Genomic DNA, 22,200 nt, shown 5'->3' with positions numbered 1-22,200 from the left:
GCCCTAAAGCAAAACCGCACTGTCTCCAGCGCGGTCTCTTAGTGTCTTAGTTTATAACATTGGTTAAAGGCTTGCGATATAGGATTCCAGTTCCGAGAGGCTTCTGGGAACTGGCAGATCAGCCGGCAGAACCCCTTTTGCCGTCAGACTTTCAAAGAGTTCGATGGCTGCCGGTTTCTTCAGATTGGTCTTTTCCAAGACCTCACTATTTGAGAACACATCTACAGGCGCTCCCTGCATCAGTGTCTTTCCATCGTGAATCAGAACGATTTCTTCTGCCCACTCTAAAGCATAGTCTACATTGTGGGTGGACATCAGCACGGTAATACCCTGGTCAACCAACATGTCTACTATTTTGTTGACAATGACCGTATGCTTTGGATCCAAAGAGGAAGCCGGTTCGTCCAGAATGATCACTTCTGGATTCATGACCAGGACGTCTGCAATGGACACTTGCTTTTTCTGACCGCCGGAGAGAGAATGGGTCGGTTTCTCCATAAAAGGCGTAATTTCCAGGGTCTCAATCACCTGTTCCACCGCCTCCTTGGCGTCCATTTCACTCATGCCGACGTTCAAAGCACCAAAAGAGATTTCCTGAAATACTGATGCAGAAAAGAGCTGATTGTCCGGGTCCTGAAAGACGATGCCTACTTTGCTCCTCAGGTTCAAAAGGCCCTTCTTACTGTAATCAACAGCTTCTCCATCAATATACAGGGTTCCGCCGGCAGGCCTGTGAATGCCGTTGAGACATAGAAAAAAAGTGGATTTCCCTGCTCCGTTAGCCCCCATAAAGGCTACCTTTTTCCCTCTCTCAATTTCCAAACTCATACCGTTGAGAGAATAGCTCTTTTCGTCGTCGTAGGAAAAGTATAACTCCTCTGCTTTGATGATGATATCTTTCATCAGAACTCCTATCCTTGCAATTTTATAAATACGGTGAACCCTAAAAGAACGAGTTCAAATACTGCAATCATTATGATGTTTCTCTTGCTGACGTCGTGATTTTCCTCCAGCACTTTGATTTCTCCACTGTAGCACCTTGCCTCCATAGCATCGTAGAGGTTTCTTGAGCGTTTCATGGCTCGGATGAAAAGAGCCTGCACCATGCCGCCGAAAGATTTGATCGATGTACGAAGATCCTTGTGTCCCAACCTGGCATTCTGGGATGTGGAAATGTAGTAAGCTACATCCAGCAGGACAAAGATGTATCGGTAAATCAAGAGCATCAGTTCCAAAAGCAGAGCCGGGCAGTGCATCTTTCGCAAGACAGACAGAATGTCCGTCATGGTCGTATTCAGCGACAGGAAATAGAGGCAGGAAACTGCCGCTAAGGCTGTCACAATCAGCTGAAGACCGTGTAAGACAGAATCCCAGCTGCCGGTCAGGAACCAACTGCCAATCTGCAGGGCAAAGGCGTCCAGAGGATGCTTTGATACGTTGACGATAATGGCGGCCGTACTGAGAAGCAGAAAAGCCAGAGGTACCAGCATGAGATTGCCGTACCTCCTGGCTGAGATTCCGCCGATTTTTATGGTCAGAAAGCTGTTAAGAACCATGATGAAAAGTCCCATCACGATGGAACGACTGACAATACAGAATATGAGAGTCAGCACCGCGAAGGCAAACTTTTCAGCTGGGTTAACATATCTGATTTTTGATAAGTAGCAGAGCTTATCAATGACTATCACTGTTTTCTACCTCTTCATCCTTTTTCCATTTATGTCTCTCGTAGAAACGGCCCATGATAAAGGCCACAATCCCCACGCCGATACCTGTCTGCAGACAGAATATCAGACTTTCAATTTCACCGGGAATTTCTCCCCCTAGATACTGTTCCAAAATCGGTTCGAACCAAGGCGTATATTCACTGCCCTGAATTTCCGCCACCATCTGGCTTCCTGCATCGTCAGAACCGCCGAATTCCGCGCCCTTCAGTGCAAAAAAAGGGATGACAGCGATGAGTATGGCGATAACCAGCAGGACGATGACCAGTCCTTTTCTGCTCTTAGTCTTCTTCTCCATGATTATCTGCCCTCCTTTATGAATCCGATGGATCTCAGCTCAGGTTTTGCAAAAGATTCCAAGCCGATGACGATGACCACGGTCAAAATTCCTTCAACGATTGCCAGTGGCAGCTGTGTCGGGGCAAACACGCCCAGGAACTTCACGGCAGAAGCCATGACACCACCTACTTCGGACGGATAAGCGACAGCAAGCTGAATGCTTGTTACACAATATGTAAAGATGTCACCGATCATTGCCGCTAAAAATACAGAAACCATCTTGTTGACCTTTAACTTCTCACAGAGCTTATACACGCCAAAGGAAACGAATGGTCCTGCAATGGCCATGGAAAAAGTATTTGCTCCCAATGTAGTCAAACCACCGTGGGCGAGCAGAATCGCCTGGAATAACAATACGATAATTCCCAGGATGCTGACAGAAGCAGGTCCGAACAAAATCGCGCCGAGACCCGTTCCCGTCATGTGAGAACAGCTTCCTGTAACAGAGGGAATCTTCAGTGACGATATAACGAATATGAATGCTCCAGCCATGGCCAGAACAGTAATTGCTTTTCTATTTTCACTGAGGGTTTTCTTGATGGAAATAAACCCCCATACCACAAAGGGAACACAGATAATCCCCCATACCAGAGAGTGCGTCGCTGGTAAATAACCCTCCATAATGTGCATCGCACTTGCCGTCGGCACGAGTCCGAATGCAACAGAGAGCGCTGAAACAATTGATAAAGTCAGTTTTTGCCTTTTTGTCATTTTTTCTCCTTTCATGAATAAACAAAAATTCACGCATTTTACGACTAACGCTTAGCCAGCCACAGGCTGGCGCGTTAAAGAATAAGGACTTCCCTTCAATTTTCTGTGAAAATTGGGGCAGGACCATTAAAAAAACGCTTGTCCGAAACAGACAGGCGTCTCGCTGGAATCCATCAGCAATGACACTGCTTCTGGGTTTCCATGCGTGTTCACACCCGGCCATCGTTCGTAACCTTGTGCAAATTGGCTGTATTCAGGTAGTTCTTCTGACTTAGACATCAAACACTCACATCTGCGCCTTCCCAGTTTCCCAGTGACATTGTTGAGATGTGGCTACGTCTTCACAGCGGCGTGACCGTGCAAGTCTCTCACTTGCTTCTCTTTTAACCCCTGTTCGGGGACCTTCCTACATTCAATTGTAATTTTATTCTACTACGACATTTACGTTCTTGTCAAGGTAAACAAGAAGAAAGACCACGGTAAACTGTCCTTTACCAAACTCAGCAACATTGGACAAGAAAAAAGCGGCAGCTTAAATAGCTGCCACCATGACGGTCAGATCGTCCCGTTCCCTAATTCCATATTTTTCCGCCGCTTTGTTGACGATTAATTCCGCCACCGTATCCGGGTCGCGGCTGCCAAGTTCTGTCAGACGTTCTCTCAGCCAGAGGCCGTCCGGGTCGCGGCGGTCGCAGTCAGTAACACCATCCGAGACCATAATCAGCAGGTCACCCCGCTTCAGTCTCACGTCGATGTATTCCAGCTTCAGTCCGTCGACAATCCCCACCGGCGGCGCAGGCCGTTTCAACATAGATACACTGCCATTATGTTTTACAAAGGTGGATGCAGCGCCCATCTTAAAAATCTGCGCTCTGCCGGTCACCTTATCTATAATGGCTAAATCCACTGTAGCGAACATCTCCGCGCTGTTTCCCGTCATCAGAATCGCATTGACTGTTTTCATGGCGATGTCCACATCAAAGCCTGCCGCCAGCAGCTTGGAAAGCGTCGTAACCACCAGCTTGCTTTCTGTGGCCGCCCGACTGCCCTTCCCCATACCATCACTGATAATCAGAGCCTGTTTATTTTTACCGAAGGAGAAAGAAAGACAACTGTCCCCTGACACCGCCTCGAAAGCATAAGATGCACTGCCCACCAAAATCTGAGGCGCGTTTTTTTCAGCTGATGATGCTCCTCGACCGTCTAAATCCGTCATCAGCTCGCTGACCGTCCTGGCCATGCCGTCAAATTGGTAAGAGACAATCTGCTTATTATCCATCCCCGCACTGTACAGCTTGCTCAGACTGAGAAAGACCTCCCGCTTTTTCATCAAATCCCGCTTAATGGCTTCTAGTTTCAGGTCTGCCCCCGTAGCCGACTGCTGGCAAAACCGTTCTTCACCGATGCACCACAACCTGGTGATGATGCTGCTGGGTACAGCGATAAATAAAGCCATCACAGCCGCGGCCCCATAAATTTGATCGCTGGCTGATACGGCAATGGTGGCAAAAATCGTCAGCGCTAACATCGTTTTTCGGTATTTTCCGTCAATCAGTGAGGCCAAAAACCAGCCGGTGAGCATCCCCGCAAAGAGGGCGATGAAGAGTTCTCCATGATCCACGTGCTGGCACTGCCAGAAAACAGCCGCAATGCCGGCTGCGGCCATGGCTGGCTGAATTCCCTTGCAATACTGAATCACCACGATAACCAGTAACCACAGGGGAAAGACCACCTGTTGTGCACCGATGGCCCCTATCAGCGATATCGCAAAAATCTCGTAGGCTAGTCCAACTTTTTCTTCTGCAATCTGCATCGGATTCTTACCCACAAAGAGAATCCTCGCGATGGTGTTGAACACACGGATATAGACGATGACGGCTATCGCCTCTTTGATCATCGTTTCAATGCTCAAGAGATAGATCAAATGTCCATAGGCGTAATAAGCACAATTGCACACGATGATTGCCGCCACTGCTACTGATGTCCTCTGATTTATTGTAAATCTATGATTATGAAAAAACAGGAAAAATATCCCGCAAAAAATCATAGCCATCATATCGCCATAGAGATTTAAGATGACTCCCCCATAAGTCAGCATCGCGATGGCAATGACCGGCACTAAATATATGTATACAGTTGATACCGCCACCATGACGGTAATCAGCGCCACCGCCTGCGGAAAGGTTCCTTCGAACAGATTGATCCGACCAATAAAGAAAGCCACTGTCAAAGTGGCTAACACGGTTTTGAAATTAATCTGATTCCCTACAAATTCCATATTTCTTCCCCTTTGTTCCCTTTGATTTTCACATATTCTATCATAGGCAACATGGGGGTTGCTGTCGAAGGCAGGTGTCGAAAGAGGAGAAACTTACTGGGCCAGGAGTCGTTCCACTTCTTCCCTCTTCTCAAACAAGACGCATCCGCCCTGATGATCTGCTGTCAATAAGTCCTGCTGGTGAAGAACGGTGAACAATCTGGAATGGAGAGCCTCTTTCAAAGAAGTATCTTTGACATTGATGTCAGAGTACGGTGAAAAAGGACAGGGCTCCGCACCGCCGTGGGAATTGATGTGGAAGAATCCCCTGCCCGCTGCCAGACAGCCGCCGGAACTTTTCTCATCTCCGGGGAAGGAGATAAACACCATCTCTGGATGCCGCCCTCTCACATCTGCCAGCTGCTCTTCAAACCAGTTCCGTTCATCATCTCCAAAAGCCAGATTCCTGCTCTCTTCTGTCACTGGCACATATTCCACATAAATGACCGTCTTACAGCCAAGTCCCGTTAATCTGCTCAGAAAAGCAGGTGAGGTCACAGTTTCTTTATTTGCGGTGGTCACCGTAACAGAAGTGCCGAAGAGCAGATGGCGTCGTTTCATCTGCTCCATGGCTGCAAGCAGCCTATCGTAGGTACCCTTCCCTCTTCTCTGATCTGTTATATTCTGGTCTCCTTCGATACTGAAAATGGGGATGAGGTTTCTGTGCTGCTGGAAAAGCTGCAGATAGATTTCATCCAGCAGCGTACCGTTGGTAAAAATCGGGAAAAGGACTTCCGGTACTTTTGCCGCTGCTTCAATGATATCTCTCCGTAAAAAAGGTTCTCCGCCGGCTAAAAGGATGAAGTTGATCCCCAGCTCTTTTGCTTCCTGGAAAATATTCAGCCATTCTTCCGCTGTGAGCTGACAGCTCGGCAGTTCATCTATACAGCTTTCATTGCTTCTGGCGTAGCATCCGCTGCAGTGCAAATTACAGGCACTGGTGATGCTGGCGATGAGAAAGGGAGGAATATGTTCGCCCTTCTCTGCCCACTGCCCGCGCCGACCGGCCGCCTTCTTGCTTGCCGCAGCAAAGGAGACCATAAAGGCACTCTCCTGAGGATCCCGCAGTGTAGCTTTGATTGCACCCTTTACGATGTTCTCAACCCCCGCTGTCAAATATTCTTCTAAGTGAAATGGTTTTTGTACTGTCATCGCTAATCCTTTCTATAATGGTCCGCAAAGTGTTCAATATGTTGGTCCAACTGTGTAATCAGCACATCTCTTTTCGCCCCACTGTCATACTTGTTCATCAGAAAGAAGATGGGCGAATAAAACTCTAAAGCCAGAAACGCTTCGTCTTCCTGTATGAAACATTCTCTTTCAATCAGCAAACGGAATAACTCCGTCATGTATTTCAAAGGGCCTTCTGTCAGGTATTCGTGATAGAGGCGGCTCTTCGCTTCACTCTTATACTGTTCAATCATGAGCATCTTACGAAACTGGGAGGCGTAGTCGCTTTCGGTCCAGTAAAAGAACATGCCTCTGGCAATTGCTTTCAATTCTTCTGTCGTAATCCTCTCGTATGCCGATGCTACAGCCGCCATGTCACCCTGTGGTGCGCGCACTTCCTGTGTCATCTGCTGATACTGCACTTCCATCTGAATCAAGATATGGTCAAAGATATCCTGTTTGCTCTCATAGTGTTTATACAGTGAGCTCTGTCTGATGCCGACTGCTTCTGCAATATCGCGCACACTGACGCCGTCATAGCCTTTGTCCGCAAAAAGGTGCAGTGCCGCAAGTAAAATAGCTTCTTTTGTGTTTCGCTTCAAATTCTAAGCCCCCTCTCCGTTTAGCTAACATTTGTTCTCTTTTTTACATTTTAGCTAACAATCGTTCTCTTGTCAAGTTTTTTCTTTGTCTTTACAATAAAAAAACTGCTATGACCAGATCTTCTAGTCATAACAGCTTCATCCTATACATTTTCATTTTCTGACAAAATTTTCTCCACCGTACCGGGGATATCCAGCAGCGAAACTAACGCGCCCTCCATCTGATACAATGTCTTTTCAAGCCAAAGACCTGCCAATGACTCCGGATGCAGAGACTCGATTTCCTCTAATGCATCTCCACTGATGATAAACGGTTCTCTCGCTGCCGCCATGGCAAAGAGGCTCTCTTCGCATCGGACGATCACGAGCACTCTCCATTCGCCCTCCTCCAGTCTGATGACAGGAATAATGCGCCCTTTATAATTATACATTCCTAGATAATGAGGAGGAAGGCATGGGAACGAAGAAATATGCACGTCCGCATAGATTTCCGCAATCCATTTTAATTCCAGGGCATAGTTCTTCTCCTGGCCAGCGATGCATAGTAGTTCTCTGTTGTTTTCGCTATTCATATGCCCCCTCCTTTTCAAAGTTTACAATGAGGTTCTCCAGGTCTAAGGCCGCGCAGATATCGCCGTCGCCCATTATGCTGCAGCCGCCGATTCCGGTGTTTTTTCGAAAATCGCGCCCAAGAAGGTTCGGCAGAGATTTGACTACGATTCGCTTTTGTTCATGCATTACGTCGGCTAACAGACATCCCTCTAATCTGTTGTCCTTGACATAGATTACGATAGAATCATCAGGAATTTCTTCTTTTATTCCGCAGACCTTGCGCAAATTGATCAGAGGGACCATTCTGCCGTCATAAAGAATATAGGAGCGCCCGTCAATCTGACGAATTTGCCGCTTCTTTTCTCTGTATTCCATAAAATTGAATACATACCGGGCAGGCATCGAAAAATGGTAGTCTCCTATTTGAAAACAGGCGCTCTCTACAGTGGATAACGTCAGCGGCGCTATCAGGGTAAATTTGCTGCCAACGCCTGGCTGACTTTCAATATGCAGGTGTCCACCAATTTCTTCCATGATGTTCTTTACCACGTCGAGACCCACCCCTCTGCCAGAATACTCGTTGACCGTTTCATTGGTGGTGAATCCAGGCTTCAGAATCAGTTCGTGGATTTCCTCACTGCTGTATTCCGCTTCCGGCTTTACTAACATGCCTCTCTCTTTAGCCTTATTGAGAATCTTCTCATCATCCAGCCCGCAGCCGTCGTCACTGAGCGTCAGCACCAGTTCCCCCACAGTACTCTCCACTTGAAATACAATCCTGCCTTTCTTTTCCTTGCCTAAGGCCTGGCGTACCTCTGCAGTCTCGATTCCATGATCTACCGCATTGCGAATCAGATGCATCAACGCCTCTGAGCAGGATTCTACAACACTTTTATCCGCTTCTATATCGCCGCAGTTTACGATAAGTTCCGCCTCTTTGCCCTCGTCTCGGCAGATATCTCTGAGAATCCTGCGCAGCTTCGGTACGATTCGATTGATCGGCCGCATGCGCATTTCCATGGTGGTTCGCTCCATTTCGCTGATCAGCTGACTGATCTGGCGGGCAGTTCCCTCTCTGAGATCCTCCAGTCCATTTTTTCTAAGCGCTTCATCTAAGACCAACATTTGAATGACCATCTCACAGGAAAGGTTCTGCATTTTGTCCAGCTTCTCCGCTTTTACATCCAGGAACTCTGTCTCTTTCACTTCTTGCAATTTTTTAGGCTGTGCCTCTAGCGGCTCAGACTCCTCCGCAGAAGCCTCCGCCTCTTCCTGGTCCGCTATCAATATGACGCGATTGACAAAGAGACCTTTTTCCATCACCTCCAGGACTTCTTCTCTCTGCTCACTGATAAAACGAACAAAGAGTCCTTGTTTTCCAATGATTTCACTGCTTACGCCAGCCTGCTCCAAATCAGGAGGGTAGGTCTCCAACTCAGAGCACAATCCGCTGATTTGTCTAACCAACATAAAGGCTCTGACATTTTCCAGCCGACAGCCCTGCTCAAAGATCACGTTGACCACAGTTCCTGATTTATCGCCAAAATAACTGCAGCTCTGCGGTTCCGGTGCTTGTTCCTCTGGCAGTTCTTCTTTTTCATGACTGCAGCAGAACTTTTCCCAATATGCCTCCGCCTGCTCCACTATTTGCTTGATATCGGCAGGTTCGTAATCCTCTGTCTCCATTCGTTCCATCTCTGCTGAAATGTGATCGGCAGCCAGAAACATCAGGTCAAAAATTCCCTGCTCTGGATTTTCAATGGTTCCGATTTCTTCCCTGTAATAAGCAAAGATGTCCTCCAGCTTATGAGCGAGGGAGGACAGCTGCGAAAGTCCCATCATGGCAGAAGAACTTTTAATGGTGTGCATGACCCTGAAGATGCCATGAATGTCTTCCTCCGCAAACCGATTGTTTTTCTCTGCCTCCATCAGACAGTTATTCAACTGTTCGGTCAGCTGCCTGGTTTCCAGCAAATAGACTTCCAGCATTTCGCGGGCGTCTTCATCAAAATAACTCATCTATTTCTCCATTTATTAAATCTTTTCATACCAGATACTGCAGTTCTTACCTCTGCGCTTTCCTTCGTAGAGAGCCTTGTCCGCAAAATTAATGCTGTTCTCTATACCCTCTGATTCGTGGTATGCATGCAGTCCCAAAGTCACGGTACACGAAAATTCTCCGTTTTCATGGAAAAACTTGAACTGTTCGACTTCTTTACGGATCTGCTCACTGATTTCAAAGGCCTCCTCTTCCGTAACCGCAAGCAGGATGATCAAAAATTCTTCTCCGCCCCAGCGAATGACTCGATGTTTACGGCAGGCGCCTTCCAGAATATTCGCAATGCAGACTAAGGTGGTATCCCCTACCTCGTGTCCATAGGTATCGTTGACTTTTTTGAAGTCATCAATATCCGTCAGTATCACCACATTCTTCAATTCTTCTCTCTTGATATCGCGCATGTCTTCCACCAGTTCACTTATGACATATCTGCGGTTATAGAGTCCCGTCAGACCATCTCGGAAGGCCATGTAGTTGAGTTTTTCCATATTTGTGCGCAGTTCTCTGTTCTGCTGATTCAGTTCATCTTTTTGTTTTTTCATCTGCAGATGTGTCACGACTCTGGACTTCAGTTCCGCTGGCACAAATGGTTTTTTAATATAATCACAAGCTCCCATGGTAAAGCCTTTTACGACGTCTTCATCGGTCGCTTTTGAGGTCAGAAACAGAATGACCGCATCATTTTGATCCTGCTCTTTCAGCTTGTGAAACAGCTCATATCCGTCTGTATCCGGAAGAACCACGTCGAGGAGAATCAAGTCAGGCTGATATTGCCCGATCATCTCCTCCGCCTCACTGCCGGTATGCGCTTCGCAGATAAAAAATGGTTCGTCTTTCAGTGCTATTTTTACTTGCTTACATATCAGAAGACTATCGTCTACAACCATTACAATCTGCTTTTTCTTATCATCCATTTCGTACCTCCGTCATCATAATATAATCGAAGCATGTCTCGCCGCTTCCACCTTTACTCTGCCATCTTCCGCCGTAAACCAGACCGTTCTTCCATAATCACTGCCGGTATCTTCCGCCAAAAGAGGAATCCCTTCAGCGGCAAGAATTTTTTTGGCCATCTCTACATTTTTCTTGCCAATATCCCATTCATAGTTTATAGTCTGAAACATCTGGGCGCCACCTACCAGCTTTGCCGTCAGCCGTGATTTCTTTGCTCCATGGACGCACATCTGGCTTATCAGCCGCTTGATGCCCTGGTCCGCATATCGATACTGCTGTGACGTCTTCATTTCGAGACTGTCATTTTTCGAAGGGAGCACCGCGTGAACCATTCCCGCTATCTGCGCTTTGTTGTCATAAAGACAGACACCAATACATGAGCCTAGCGCATAGCTGACCAAAGTCTGACCAGCCGATGCGGTATTGCCGTCTCCTATCTGTACCAATATTTTATCCATCACATCTCAATCCCCAGCTTCTCCAAAATCGGCTCCAAACACTCGGGATCTGGAAAAAACAAGATACGTCCGGAATAAGAGCGGTGGTCAATGTGAAATTGATTCTCTATCAATAGGATTTCAGCACTTTTACTCATAACCCTTGACAGAGGGGCGCTGAGTATAGCACCGCCCATATCGACACAGATGTCTGGTACAGAAACATCGATTTCCATATCCATCAGGGCTGAAAGGGCTCTGATGTAAGAGCCGCACATGATGTTGCCCAGTTCGCTGAGCAGTGAACGTTCCAAATCGTCCAGTTCCAAAATATTTCTTTCGCCGCCGCCCAGAATCTCGTCTAATATGATATTGGTAAAACTCTCATTGAGCAGAAACAGAAACTGGCCTGTTATCTCCCCTTTCATCTCTACAAGAATTCCAGCTTCTACTTCCTGGGATTGTTCCAACAGAGTGTAAATTTCCTGTACCTGTGCCAGATGCAACGACGGTGAAGAAATGTCAAAGGGAGTGCCCATCATCTGTGAAAGCGAGGTAACCGCATTGCCTGTACCGATATTGCCTAGTTCTTTTAATATATCTGCCGATGTCTCGTCCATATCCGCATAACTTTTCATATGTAACTCCCTTATATTTCAAATTGCTCTACTAATGTCTTCAAAAGCTGGGCTTGGGCAGAAAGTTCCTCACTGGCGGCGGCGCTCTCCTGAGACGTCGCTGAATTGCCCTGCACGATATCTGAGATCAGTTCCACGTTTTTCCTAATCTGTACGATGGCGTCTGCTTGCTGTGTAAAGGTTTCAGCTATCTCATTAACCATCTTCGTCACATTCTTCGTACCTTCCACCGACTTGGTCAGGCTTTCCGCCGTTCCATTTACAATGGTGATGCCTTTGTTGACCACGCTGGCATTTCGCTCGATCAGTTCCGCTGTCATCTGCGCAGCTTCTGTGGTTTTGGTTGCCAATCTTCTCACTTCGCCGGCGACGACAGAAAAACCTCTGCCGGCCTCTCCAGCTCTTGCCGCTTCAACTGAGGCGTTCAGAGCCAGGATGTTGGTCTGGAAGGCGATATTTTCAATCTCTTCTAAGATCCCTGTGATTTCTTTTGAGTTTTCCTTGATTTCATAAATGGATTCTGTCAATACGGTCATCTGATCATTGCTGTCATAAATTTTCTTGGAAACCTTTTCTGTCAGTTCACTGGATTTCTCAGATTTTTCTACGCTGTCTTTTGCGTTTTCAGCAATTTCATTGATGCTCACTGCCAGTTCTTCGATAGAGCTGGCTTGTTCTGAAGCTCCCTGGGCAAGAACCTGTGCGCCGCTGGACACCTGTTCCGCTCCACTGGACACCTGCTCCGCACTGCCTGCAATCTGCCCCAGGGCATCTCGTAAAAGCGAACCGATTTCATTCATCGTATTTCCTACAGCGATAAAGTCCCCTACGAATTCCACTTCGCTTCGGTAATTCAGTTTCCCGTTGCCGAGGGCTTCCATACCTTTTCGTATTTCAGATACATATAGAGAAAGCGCGGCCGCTGTGTTGCGAATATCCTCACAGAGCTGTCCCAGTTCGTTTTCGCTGGTGTAAGAGAGGTCGATACTCAGATCTCCATTGGCAATACTAGCCGATGCATTTTTCAACTCTTTGATTGGATTGACAATGCTGCGCGTAATGGCTGCACAGAGAACAATGGTACCGAAAATACAGATGACAGAAACCACAATCAATACGATCAGTACGCGGGTATTTTGTTGTTGTGTGCCTTCCAAAGTGTTTGCCGCATCGTCAGAAGATACTTCAACGACATCTTTCAGCAGACTCGTGATGACAGCTGACTGTTCTTCATATTCATTGAGGCACACATCGAGTGCTGCCCGTTTGTTGCCCTCCTGTAAATAATCAATGATTTTATCCCGCGGCACTGACAGTTTTTTATATTCTGCCAGCAGTTCTTCAACCTTATCCTTGCCGCTGACGTAACCAGTAGACAGTTTCTCCATGTTCTCCTCAATTTCAGCAATTTTTTCCTTCACATCAGCAAGCTTTGTCTTTACATCAGCTTCCGATGTAGTAGATAGAAGCAGAAGGCTGTGCCTGTTGTACTGCAAATCATAGCGAATCTCCTGTGATACTTCGACATTTGCAAAAGGCCCGCTATATAAATCATTCATGTTATCTGACAAGCTTCTGATGTTCATGCCTGCAATCACCACCGTAGCACTGTATAACACAATGATAACAGTAAAGGCCGCCATCAATTTTTTTCCAATCTTCAGGTTCTTTATCCAATTCTTCATCTAAGACATCCTCTCATTCCTAAGCTAAGTGGTAATCAATCACTTTACAGAACTCTTCCTTTTTAAATGGCTTTACAATAAAATCCACCGCACCTGCTTCTAACGCTTTCTGTATCATCATCTCCTGCCCGATTGCCGAACACATGATGACTTTCAAGGTAGGATTCTCATCGTGGATTTCCGCTAACACTTCTATGCCGGATTTTCCAGGCATGGTGATATCCAATATGACCAGATCCAACTGATGGTCTCTGAACAGTGCCAGGGCCTCTTCTCCATTCTGCGCCTCGAGGATATGTTGGTAACCCATCTCCGTTAAAGTTTTTCGTATGACCCTTCTCATAAACATGGCATCATCTACAATCATAATTTTTTCGTCCATATGCGCTCCTAATTCTTTTATTCCTTTTGATATACCGCCGGAAAGACCGGCTCTAGTTTTGTATCTCCTCGTGAGAGAAGCTCTGCATGACCCAGAATCAGATAGCCGCCTGCTTTCAAGCAGCTTTCGAATTTTTTTATCAGTCTTCCCTTCGCTTCTCGGTCAAAATAAATCATCACATTGCGGCAGAAGATCAAATCGTACTTTACCGCCCCCTCTGGCTGCATCAGGTTTTCTTTTCGGAAGCTGACCCAGCTGCGAAGACGGCGGTCGATTTGAAAACTCTTTTCGCCCACTTCGTTACAATATTTTTCTCTCCACCGCTTTGGCAGTCTCTCTAGTTCCCGAATGGGGTAAATTCCTTCCTCCGCCTTACGAAGAACCGCATTGGAAATATCCGTCGCTTTGATATTGATTTTCGGCAGCGGACCGCGTCCTTGATCCAGATAATCCGCTATAGCCATCGCCAGCGTATAACACTCTTCTCCTGTAGAACAACCCGCACACCAGATGTTGCAGAGGTCAAGACAGTTCCTGTCAAAGATATCCGGCAGTATCTTCTCCTGCAGCAAGTCAAAATGAATGGATTCCCTGAGGAAATAGGTATAGTTGGTCGTAAGACAGTCCACCATTTCCACCGCCGCCTGTCCGCTTTTATCTTTCTTTACCAAATCCATATAGTCCTTAAAAGATTCTACACCATGATTTTTTAGTGGTTTTGCGAGCCTGCACTCAATCAGGACTTTTTTCTTGCTCAAGTCGATGCCGAAGTGGTCCCGCATGTAGTTGACAATTTCTGTATATTCACTTTCGTTCAGTCTAATCACACTTCATCACCCACATTCCGGGCGCAATTTCCTTCGCCTCTTTGCTCAATTCTTCTATTTCATCCAGAATTTCTTCTGCCATGATGCCATATAAAATACTCGGTTCATTAGCCATTAAAACGCCGATACGCCCTGAGCCGTTCCCCTCAGTCTGGTAAAAGACGACTGCCTTATCCTGATAGAAGGAAATTCCTCTGATGTTGTCCTTTGTCTCTGGTATTTCACTGACCTGCGGATCCAGAACCATCGCAACAAGTTTTTCTTTATCCAACGCGTAAATTTCATTGCCATTTCTAGCTGTCTGCCATTTCATTTTCAGCCTCCAATTTCGCCATTTCTGAATACAAAAAAGAAGGCTCCAAAAGAAAGGCGGCATCAAAAAAATACGCCTCTGACCAATTCTGAATCACAGCCTTCAGGTAACGATTTCTCTCGTTCAAAACCGGTTCCTCAAGTATGGTAAAGCGGTACTTATCCAAGCTCTCAATGCCCAGTACCTCCTCTGCCGCAAGGCAGAGCTCTTTTCCGTCTAATCCGAGAAGGACATGGTATTTCTCTGTCAATCCGTCTTTATGAAGTCTTCTTGAAAAACTAAATTCTTCTGTTACTATCTGTCCTGGTGTTCTTTCACGCACTTGTTTTACACAACACAGGGGGAGAAGAAAGAAACTCCCTCCCCCTGAAAAAAGCAAGTATAAATCGTCTAAGTAATCTTCCATGCTAAATCCTTTAATTATAAAATCCCGCTCTTTCAATCATACATGATTTTACAGAGGAATACAAGGAAGAGATTATTTTAGCTTTCCCATTTTTTCCGCCCAGAAGCCCCACATTTCTGTGAGCAGTTTTCTCGCTGCAAACATGGAGGTCAGGGACGGATCCAGCGCCGGCGCCACCTCTACGATGTCGAAGCCGATAATATTGAGGCTGCGGAACAGCGTCTCTAACAGCGTCAGACACATCCTCGGCGTAAGGCCCCCAAACTGAGGCGTTCCCGTGCCTGCCGCATATCCCGGATCCAGCGCGTCGATATCAAAGGTCAGATAGACCTTGTCAAATTTGCTCATGGCTGCGACACAATCTGCAGCTACGAACTCAATACTGTCGCGGAAGCAGTCGTAGGCGGTTTTCACTTGCATATTGTTTTTGGCCTTGAATTCATATTCATCTGGTTCAATAGAACGAATTCCGATAAAATAGAGGTTCTCCGTTCCGCTGATGTTTTTCATCTCCAGCGCTCTTCTCTCTGTAGAGCCGTGAGACAGCTGATCGCCGTACAGCGCGTCGCAGAGATCAAAATGAGCATCGATATGGATGATGCCAAACTCCTCGTCGAGAGCTTTGTTGACGCCTCGTTCCACGGGAATCGTGACGGAATGATCGCCTCCGATCATGGAGAATCTGACTCCTTTGCGAACCAGCTCTGCCACATAATCTTCAATTTCTGCAAACATTTCATCTCTGTCTTCTCCACAAAAATTGCCCGCGTCGTGAACTCTCAGCGCTTCTATTGACTGCAGTCTTTCGGTATATGGCGTCGATGTGAACGCATTCTGCCTCAGGCAGTCAGGTCCTTCTGCCGCGCCGCCCCTGTAACTGACTCCCTTGTCATAAGGAATTCCAAAGATCACGATATCAGCCTCTTCCTCTTGGCAATCGGGCTGGTTTAAGTTGCACCAGGCCTCTTTATCGAGAGCAAATTTGTCTTTCTTTAACATACGTACCTCCTTGTCAGGCCGCCGATCGCCGGCGCGCCTTTATTTTGTTTCTTACACCATTATAAGGCTTATCTGCCTATATTGAAAAAGGATTTCCCATTCTCACATGTGATGCGAGCAGTTTCTTCGTAGGATATACCCTTGATTTCCGCCACCTTACGCGCCGTATACTCCACGTAGGGCGCTTTGTTGGGTCTGCCGCGAAACGGCTCCGGCGTCAGATAGGGTGCATCCGTCTCCACCAGAAGGAATTCAATGGGAATCTCTTCTACCACCTCACGGGTCTTTCTGTTGTTTTTAAAGGTCACCGGCCCGCAGATGGACAGAGTCGCACCCAGCTTCACATACTGCTTTGCCAGTTCTTTGCTGCTGGAAAAACAGTGAAGCAGAACCCGGCTGTCCGGCAGCAATGCGCCGTCAGGTCCTTTGCGCTTCGGGAACCAGCTCTGCCTCTCTGCAGAAAAAGCGCCCTCTTCCTTGAGGATGTCCATGGTATCCTGGTCGGCCTCCCTGGTGTGAATCACGATAGGCATCTTCAGCTCGTTGGCAAGCTGAATCTGCCTGCGGAACCAATAACGCTGCACATCCCGCTCAGAATGATCGTAATAGTAATCGAGACCGATCTCGCCGATAGCCTGCACTTTGTCTTTCTTCGCCAGCCCTCTGATCAGTTCCAAAGTCATGTCATCCAGATTTTTGGCATCGTGAGGGTGAAACCCGACTACAGCGTAACACCAGTCGTTTTCGGCGGCGTCTTTGACCGCCTGTACGGACGAAGCCAGATCAAAACCGATATCCATGGCATAGGATACGTCGGAGGCGGCGATTTCGCTGATCAGTGCTGCCCGCTGTTCATCAGTATAGTTTTCGTTATTGATATGTGTATGAGAGTCAAATAACATGTTTTTCTCCTTTTAAAAACAGAGCCTGTGAACAAAGCAGGCCCTGTAAGTTTATTGCATTCTATATACTAGTCGACCACAACGCCGTCTTCCGCAACAGTAGTCATAATCTCACACCTGTCACCATTTTCCGCAAACATAATCATGCCTTTGGATTCAAGTCCTCTCAGCTTTCTTGGCTTCAGGTTGGCTACGATGAGAACCTTCTTCCCGACCAACTCTTCCGGTTTGAAGTCTTCTGCTACGCCAGAGATGATCTGCCGTCTTTCGGTACCCATCTTGATCTGGAATACCAGAAGCTTGTCTGCCTTCGGGTGTTTCTCCGCTTTTTCAATCAGCCCGACTCTAAAATCGATTTTGTCAAAATCGTCATACTCGATTGCCGGCTTCAGTTCCAACGGAATGTTCTCTTCTTCCGGTTCCTGGCCTTCTTTCTGCATTGCATCCAGTTCTTCGAGTTCTTTTTCGATGTCCAATCTCGGGAAGATGGCTTCGCCCTTCTTCACCTGTTCCTGGTACATCATGTCAAATGCAAAGGCGTCTTCCCAGACGACGTCTGCATACCAGAGTCCCATCTGTTTTCTGATCTTGTCCGATGTGGTATGCATGAACGGATGAATCAGAATCGAGATGATTCGTAAGGATTCTGCCAGATTGTGCAGGCAGGTATCTAAATCCGCCTTCTTCTCTTCGTCCTTGGCAAGTATCCAAGGTGCCTTTTCGTCGATATATTTATTTGCTCTTCTGACCACGATCCAGATTTCCTCCAGGGCCATATTAAATGCGAATTTGTCCATCTGCGCCTCTACCTTTGCTGCTGCGCCAGTAGCGATCTGCTTCAGGTCTTTATCAAAATCATCCTCTCCGTGGGATTCCGGTACAATGCCGCCGCAATATTTCTCAATCATGGAAGTGGTTCTCGACACCAGATTTCCCAAGTCGTTAGCCAGATCGTAATTCATTCTCTTCAACATCACCTCGTTGGTGAATACGCCGTCCTGTCCAAAGGTGTACTCTCTGAGCAGGAAGTATTTGAGGGCGTCGATGCCATACCTGTCGATGAGTTTAACCGGATCAACTACATTGCCCTTTGATTTACTCATTTTACCGCCTTCCAACAGCAGCCAGCCGTGACCCAGCACGTGCTTCGGGATTGGAATATCAAGGGACATCAGCATAGCCGGCCAGATGATGGAGTGGAATCTGACGATTTCTTTGCCGACCAGATGGACGTTAGCCGGCCAGTATTTCTCAAATAACGCAGGGTCATCAGGATAACCAAGCGCCGTGATATAGTTGGTCAAGGCATCAAGCCACACGTAGATTACATGTTTCTCGTCGATTGGCACCGGTATTCCCCAGTCGAAAGTGGACCTGGAGATGCACAGATCATCAAGGCCCTGCCTGATAAAGCCCAGCATTTCATTCCTTCTCGTCTCCGGTTCCAGGAAACTGGTATTCTCCAACAGGTCAATCAGCTTGTCCTGATATTTGGAGAGTTTAAAGAAGTAGGCTTCTTCCTTTGCCTTCTGCACCGGTCTGCCGCAGTCCGGGCAGCAGCCATCTACTAGCTGACTCTCTGTCCAGAAAGATTCACACGGGGTACAGTACATGCCTTCGTATTCGCCCTTATAGATGTCGCCTTTTTCGTACATTTTATTGAATATGGCCTGTACTCGCTCTACGTGTCTATCCTCTGTGGTCCTGATGAAATCATCATAAGAGATTTCCATTGTTTTCCACAGATCTTTGATGCCGGCAACGACGCCATCCACGTATTCCTGCGGGCTTACGCCTTTTTCTTCTGCTATGGTCTGGATTTTCTGTCCGTGTTCATCTGTACCCGTCAAAAATCTGACGTCATAGCCTGATAGCCTCTTGAATCTGGCCATGGCATCCGCCATGACGGTACAGTAGGTATGTCCTATATGAAGGTTGGAACTTGGATAATAGATTGGGGTGGTAATGTAATAAGTACCCTTTTTCTCTGTCATTTTCAAATCATTCCTTTCGTCTCCTGCGCCGAATGGGGCGAGGTAGTTTGTATCTTTTAGGATACCACATTTTACAAGGGTTAGTCAACGATTGAGAGTTCTTCCTTACGATTTTAGTTTTTCTCAGCGAGTAATCCTGTCAATAAATCACATAATGGCCCGATTTCTACCGGCTTGCTGACATGACCATTCATTCCTGCCGACAATGCAGCTGATATATCATCACTAAAGGCGTTAGCCGTAGTAGCAATAATCGGCACCTTCTGCGCATCACAATGGGCAGATAGGCGAATGGCTTTTGCAGCCTGATGTCCGTCCATAACCGGCATCTGCACATCCATCAAAATGGCGTCGTAATATCCCGGCTCTGAAGCTAGGAACGAATCGAGAGCCTGCTGGCCGTTTTCAGCACACTCTGTCTCCATGCCGTTCATCTCTAATAACGTCGTCAGCACTTCTTGGTTCAGGAGATTATCCTCTGCAACCAGAATACGCTTACCGCTTAACTGACCTTCCTCTTTTCCGGTCGTTAACTGGTTCTGCTTCTCTTTGTTCAGCGCATTTTTAATCGCAGCATATACGGATGATCTGCAAAGGGGTTTGGTCAAAAACCCATTGACACCGGCAGTTCTCGCCTCCTCTTCTATTTCTTCGTAATCATAGGCAGAAATCATTACAATGGGCAGTTCCCATCCCACATTTTCACGAATGCATCTGGTTATCTCAATACCGTTCATATCTGGAATTTTCCAGTCAATCAAGCAGAAATCAAAATCTTCGTCTTTACTGTGTGCTGAGGTGACATTCCGCACTGCATCCTGCCCGGTCAGCACCCATTCTGCTTGTATTTTGATGGTATCCAGCAAAGCTGCTGTCTGTTCGCATACTTCCTGTTCATCGTCAACAATCAGAGCATGCAGACTCTGGCCTGCAAAATCCGGTTCTGTATATGACTCCTCACTGTGCTGGAAAGGAAGTTCTACAATGCAACTTGTACCCACTCCGGATTCACTTTCTATGGTAATTTTTCCGTCCATCAGATCGACCAAATTCTTTGTGATGGACATGCCCAGGCCTGTACCGCCAAAGCGGCCTGAAATAGATGGGTTGGCTTGTTCAAAGGGTTTAAAGATATTTTTCAGTTCCTCTTCATTCATTCCGATTCCAGTATCTGAAAGTACAAACCTTATCACATCTGTATTAGCCTTAGCAACGACGCGGGATACTTGCAAACTGACGGTTCCCCCCTCTGCCGTGAATTTAAGGGCATTGGAACTGAGATTCAGCAGAATCTGCTGAATCTTTAGCGGATCCCCAATGTATCTCCTCTGTGCTCCAAAGTCCTCGATGGTCTCAGAGAATTGAATTTTCTTCGCCTTCGCCTGAGGATAAACGGTTGAAATAAAGGTATTCACTGTCTCAAACAGGTCAAAGGTTTCATTGTGGAGTACCATTTTTTTGCTTTCGATCTTTGACATATCCAATATATCGTTTATCAGCAATAAAAGGTGTTTTGATGAAAAATTGATTTTCGTCAGACAATCCTCCACTTTGTCAGAATCATTAATAGATGCGGCCGCAATAGACGCCATACCGATTACTGCGTTTAATGGCGTGCGGATCTCATGACTCATACGAGAGAGGAAATCACTTTTGGCTATGTTAGCTTTCTCCGCTCCCAGCAAAGCATCCTGCAGTGCCTCCCGCGATTTAACATCTTCTGTGCAATCAGAGAAAAAACTGATCAATGAGGGCTGCTTCAGATTCTCTGTCCGATATACGCTTACCGTTATCCAGCGTGTTTCCCCATCAGGGCGGACAAATTCAACTGTTTTCGTATATGGCGATTGAAAGTCCGGATTTAAAACGACAGACCTGATTTCCTCTACTTCCTCCGGTTTCAGCCGCCAATAAATGTCTTCCATTTTTGTTACTTTTGTTCCCAAAACCCTTTCAATGTTGAGGGCTACGTAGCTCAGTTCTTCCGTTTCAGCATCTCGAATGATGAAAGTATCATCGATAATCGTCGACAGGTTGTCAAACAAGCCGCTTTTACGGGCCAATTCCCGCCTCTGCTTATACATGATATACTGCGTGAGCAGCAAAGCTCCGATCATCAGAAAGACCAAAATAAGGGAACCCACTAAGGTCTGTGACCGAAGATGGCTTGCCTGCTGGCCATATTGTACTTTTCTTTCTTCCGCCACAGAGATAATCTTTGTAATTTGCTTGTCAGCCCGTTCATACAAGGGGTATAGATTCTTCTGTTCATACTTCTCAATGGCATTGACCGTCGATGTTTCTGATGAGGCAAATGCTATACAAGCATTCTGTTCCTTTTGCAGCTCCGTCAGGGTTTCTTTTAATTCTTCTACATCTTCCGCATCTCCCAGATACAAATCCTCGACCCGCTTCAAGGTCTTATCTGCACTACCATATAATTTGGGAATGGTTCCTTCGACCATCTGTATATCTTCCTCACCCCTATGGGAGGTGAGACGCTCCATGCGAAGCCGCATCTCCGTGACCTGCATCTCCAAGTCTCCCGCTGAAATAACCACTTCAAAGGGGTGCTCAGAGATGGTCTCCATCTGTTCTGAAAGCTTATTGGAACTGTAAATCGTCATCGCGAGGTAAATGAGCATAAAAACCATCAGCACCAAGGTGCTGATGATACTTATCTGCCAATCTTTACTTTTTCTTTTTTTATCGCTGCTGGTTTTCCGTGCTTTTTTTATCATATTTCCCCTCAGTATCTGTAACTATAGCTCAATCTTTCCTACGGCAGAACCGAAGAACAATGCCCCCATTATATCACCTTGATCAGAATAAATCAATGAAAGCAGCCTATCATCGGAAACATAACCCAAAGGTAACAAAAGGGGCCATGAAGGAATCAAAGATTCCTATTTCCACATGTCGCCCGCAAGGGGCGACTTTTCGCAAAGTACGTTCTTTGAAACATACAGGAATTCTCCCTTCGGACGATATTTCCTATGTTATAGCAAAACAAAGGAGCTGTTGTGTTGCAACAGCTCCCTGATTTAATACGTTTTTCTGTTATTTAGCAGTTCTGATCGCTTTGGTTGACCACTTGGTGAATACCTTGTCTCCGTCGATGGTCCTGACACCACGAACCTTGTAGTAATATCTGGTTCCCTTCTTCAGAGCCTTGGTGTTCTTGTAGCT

Annotated in this window: 21 protein-coding genes and 1 riboswitch; all 21 genes read right to left on the bottom strand. The window is 46.6% G+C overall.

Going from position 1 to position 22,200, the window contains the following annotated elements; translation table 11 throughout:
* Positions 1-63: 63 nt before the first annotated feature.
* The 21 genes from ACMQ5W_RS08395 to ACMQ5W_RS08295 all read right to left on the bottom strand — a co-directional run bounded on the left by ACMQ5W_RS08395 (position 64) and on the right by ACMQ5W_RS08295 (position 21,752).
* Positions 64-903, bottom strand: a complete 840-nt coding sequence (locus tag ACMQ5W_RS08395) for an energy-coupling factor ABC transporter ATP-binding protein (RefSeq protein WP_419024783.1) — start codon at positions 901-903, stop codon at positions 64-66.
* An 8-nt stretch (positions 904-911) separates the two neighbouring features.
* The gene (cbiQ, locus tag ACMQ5W_RS08390) at positions 912-1,688 is read right to left on the bottom strand and encodes a cobalt ECF transporter T component CbiQ (RefSeq protein WP_419024782.1); all 777 of its coding nucleotides are present in this window, start codon (positions 1,686-1,688) and stop codon (positions 912-914) included.
* Positions 1,675-2,022, bottom strand: coding sequence for an energy-coupling factor ABC transporter substrate-binding protein (locus tag ACMQ5W_RS08385; RefSeq protein ID WP_419024781.1), 348 nt, complete (start codon positions 2,020-2,022; stop codon positions 1,675-1,677). The genes cbiQ and ACMQ5W_RS08385 overlap by 14 nt, the downstream gene beginning before the upstream one ends.
* Positions 2,023-2,024: 2 nt before the next feature.
* On the bottom strand, positions 2,025-2,774 hold the full coding sequence (locus ACMQ5W_RS08380) for an energy-coupling factor ABC transporter permease (RefSeq protein WP_148493513.1): 750 nt from the start codon (positions 2,772-2,774) through the stop codon (positions 2,025-2,027).
* Positions 2,775-3,012: 238 nt separating this feature from the next.
* Positions 3,013-3,195, bottom strand: a riboswitch (cobalamin riboswitch).
* Positions 3,196-3,306: 111 nt separating this feature from the next.
* The gene (locus tag ACMQ5W_RS08375) at positions 3,307-5,052 is read right to left on the bottom strand and encodes a SpoIIE family protein phosphatase (RefSeq protein ID WP_419024780.1); all 1,746 of its coding nucleotides are present in this window, start codon (positions 5,050-5,052) and stop codon (positions 3,307-3,309) included.
* Between the two features lie 93 nt (positions 5,053-5,145).
* Positions 5,146-6,243, bottom strand: a complete 1,098-nt coding sequence (locus ACMQ5W_RS08370) for a radical SAM protein (protein WP_419024779.1) — start codon at positions 6,241-6,243, stop codon at positions 5,146-5,148.
* Between the two features lie 2 nt (positions 6,244-6,245).
* The gene (locus ACMQ5W_RS08365) at positions 6,246-6,863 is read right to left on the bottom strand and encodes a TetR/AcrR family transcriptional regulator (protein WP_419024778.1); all 618 of its coding nucleotides are present in this window, start codon (positions 6,861-6,863) and stop codon (positions 6,246-6,248) included.
* Between the two features lie 143 nt (positions 6,864-7,006).
* Positions 7,007-7,435, bottom strand: a complete 429-nt coding sequence (locus ACMQ5W_RS08360; RefSeq protein ID WP_148493517.1) for a chemotaxis protein CheW — start codon at positions 7,433-7,435, stop codon at positions 7,007-7,009.
* Positions 7,428-9,434: an ATP-binding protein gene (locus tag ACMQ5W_RS08355; RefSeq protein ID WP_419024777.1), complete on the bottom strand. Its 2,007-nt coding sequence runs from the start codon at positions 9,432-9,434 to the stop codon at positions 7,428-7,430. The genes ACMQ5W_RS08360 and ACMQ5W_RS08355 overlap by 8 nt, the downstream gene beginning before the upstream one ends.
* Positions 9,435-9,449: 15 nt before the next feature.
* The gene (locus ACMQ5W_RS08350; protein WP_419024776.1) at positions 9,450-10,388 is read right to left on the bottom strand and encodes a diguanylate cyclase; all 939 of its coding nucleotides are present in this window, start codon (positions 10,386-10,388) and stop codon (positions 9,450-9,452) included.
* A 15-nt stretch (positions 10,389-10,403) separates the two neighbouring features.
* Positions 10,404-10,886: a chemotaxis protein CheD gene (locus ACMQ5W_RS08345; protein WP_419024794.1), complete on the bottom strand. Its 483-nt coding sequence runs from the start codon at positions 10,884-10,886 to the stop codon at positions 10,404-10,406.
* Positions 10,886-11,503: a chemotaxis protein CheC gene (locus ACMQ5W_RS08340; RefSeq protein WP_419024775.1), complete on the bottom strand. Its 618-nt coding sequence runs from the start codon at positions 11,501-11,503 to the stop codon at positions 10,886-10,888. Before ACMQ5W_RS08340 ends, ACMQ5W_RS08345 begins: the two co-directional genes overlap by 1 nt.
* An 11-nt stretch (positions 11,504-11,514) precedes the next feature.
* The gene (locus tag ACMQ5W_RS08335) at positions 11,515-13,188 is read right to left on the bottom strand and encodes a methyl-accepting chemotaxis protein (RefSeq protein WP_419024774.1); all 1,674 of its coding nucleotides are present in this window, start codon (positions 13,186-13,188) and stop codon (positions 11,515-11,517) included.
* Positions 13,189-13,207: 19 nt separating this feature from the next.
* Positions 13,208-13,570: a response regulator gene (locus ACMQ5W_RS08330; RefSeq protein ID WP_419024773.1), complete on the bottom strand. Its 363-nt coding sequence runs from the start codon at positions 13,568-13,570 to the stop codon at positions 13,208-13,210.
* 17 nt (positions 13,571-13,587) lie between these two features.
* Positions 13,588-14,397 carry a CheR family methyltransferase gene (locus ACMQ5W_RS08325; protein WP_419024772.1) on the bottom strand — a complete coding sequence of 270 codons (810 nt, stop codon included), beginning with the start codon at positions 14,395-14,397 and terminating at the stop codon, positions 13,588-13,590.
* A complete protein-coding gene (locus ACMQ5W_RS08320; protein ID WP_419024771.1) occupies positions 14,390-14,710 on the bottom strand; it encodes a hypothetical protein in 321 nt (106 codons plus the stop codon). Before ACMQ5W_RS08320 ends, ACMQ5W_RS08325 begins: the two co-directional genes overlap by 8 nt.
* Positions 14,691-15,032: a hypothetical protein gene (locus ACMQ5W_RS08315; RefSeq protein WP_419024770.1), complete on the bottom strand. Its 342-nt coding sequence runs from the start codon at positions 15,030-15,032 to the stop codon at positions 14,691-14,693. The genes ACMQ5W_RS08320 and ACMQ5W_RS08315 overlap by 20 nt, the downstream gene beginning before the upstream one ends.
* A 156-nt stretch (positions 15,033-15,188) precedes the next feature.
* The gene (speB, locus tag ACMQ5W_RS08310; RefSeq protein ID WP_419024769.1) at positions 15,189-16,115 is read right to left on the bottom strand and encodes an agmatinase; all 927 of its coding nucleotides are present in this window, start codon (positions 16,113-16,115) and stop codon (positions 15,189-15,191) included.
* Between the two features lie 68 nt (positions 16,116-16,183).
* Positions 16,184-17,017 (bottom strand): TatD family hydrolase, encoded by an 834-nt coding sequence (locus ACMQ5W_RS08305; protein ID WP_419024768.1) that lies wholly within the window; start codon positions 17,015-17,017, stop codon positions 16,184-16,186.
* Positions 17,018-17,085: 68 nt separating this feature from the next.
* Positions 17,086-19,011: a methionine--tRNA ligase gene (metG, locus tag ACMQ5W_RS08300; RefSeq protein ID WP_148493529.1), complete on the bottom strand. Its 1,926-nt coding sequence runs from the start codon at positions 19,009-19,011 to the stop codon at positions 17,086-17,088.
* Positions 19,012-19,124: 113 nt separating this feature from the next.
* Positions 19,125-21,752: a response regulator gene (locus ACMQ5W_RS08295; RefSeq protein WP_419024767.1), complete on the bottom strand. Its 2,628-nt coding sequence runs from the start codon at positions 21,750-21,752 to the stop codon at positions 19,125-19,127.
* Between the last annotated feature and the right edge of the window lie 448 nt (positions 21,753-22,200).

This window comes from Emergencia sp., from assembly GCF_048465375.1.
Taxonomy (GTDB): Bacteria; Bacillota; Clostridia; order Peptostreptococcales; family Anaerovoracaceae; genus Senimuribacter.
Note: the sequence above shows the minus strand (reverse complement) of the source record. Positions and strands in the feature narration are given on the sequence as shown.

Coding starts and splice junctions, on each gene's coding strand:
- ACMQ5W_RS08395 (WP_419024783.1), bottom strand. CDS start 903: ATGAAAGATATCATCATCAAAGCAGAGGAGTTATACTTTTCCTACGAC.
- ACMQ5W_RS08385 (WP_419024781.1), bottom strand. CDS start 2,022: ATGGAGAAGAAGACTAAGAGCAGAAAAGGACTGGTCATCGTCCTGCTG.
- ACMQ5W_RS08380 (WP_148493513.1), bottom strand. CDS start 2,774: ATGACAAAAAGGCAAAAACTGACTTTATCAATTGTTTCAGCGCTCTCT.
- ACMQ5W_RS08375 (WP_419024780.1), bottom strand. CDS start 5,052: ATGGAATTTGTAGGGAATCAGATTAATTTCAAAACCGTGTTAGCCACT.
- ACMQ5W_RS08370 (WP_419024779.1), bottom strand. CDS start 6,243: ATGACAGTACAAAAACCATTTCACTTAGAAGAATATTTGACAGCGGGG.
- ACMQ5W_RS08360 (WP_148493517.1), bottom strand. CDS start 7,435: ATGAATAGCGAAAACAACAGAGAACTACTATGCATCGCTGGCCAGGAG.
- ACMQ5W_RS08355 (WP_419024777.1), bottom strand. CDS start 9,434: ATGAGTTATTTTGATGAAGACGCCCGCGAAATGCTGGAAGTCTATTTG.
- ACMQ5W_RS08350 (WP_419024776.1), bottom strand. CDS start 10,388: ATGGATGATAAGAAAAAGCAGATTGTAATGGTTGTAGACGATAGTCTT.
- ACMQ5W_RS08345 (WP_419024794.1), bottom strand. CDS start 10,886: ATGGATAAAATATTGGTACAGATAGGAGACGGCAATACCGCATCGGCT.
- ACMQ5W_RS08340 (WP_419024775.1), bottom strand. CDS start 11,503: ATGAAAAGTTATGCGGATATGGACGAGACATCGGCAGATATATTAAAA.
- ACMQ5W_RS08335 (WP_419024774.1), bottom strand. CDS start 13,188: ATGAAGAATTGGATAAAGAACCTGAAGATTGGAAAAAAATTGATGGCG.
- ACMQ5W_RS08330 (WP_419024773.1), bottom strand. CDS start 13,570: ATGGACGAAAAAATTATGATTGTAGATGATGCCATGTTTATGAGAAGG.
- ACMQ5W_RS08320 (WP_419024771.1), bottom strand. CDS start 14,710: ATGAAATGGCAGACAGCTAGAAATGGCAATGAAATTTACGCGTTGGAT.
- speB (WP_419024769.1), bottom strand. CDS start 16,115: ATGTTAAAGAAAGACAAATTTGCTCTCGATAAAGAGGCCTGGTGCAAC.
- ACMQ5W_RS08305 (WP_419024768.1), bottom strand. CDS start 17,017: ATGTTATTTGACTCTCATACACATATCAATAACGAAAACTATACTGAT.
- metG (WP_148493529.1), bottom strand. CDS start 19,011: ATGACAGAGAAAAAGGGTACTTATTACATTACCACCCCAATCTATTAT.
- ACMQ5W_RS08295 (WP_419024767.1), bottom strand. CDS start 21,752: ATGATAAAAAAAGCACGGAAAACCAGCAGCGATAAAAAAAGAAAAAGT.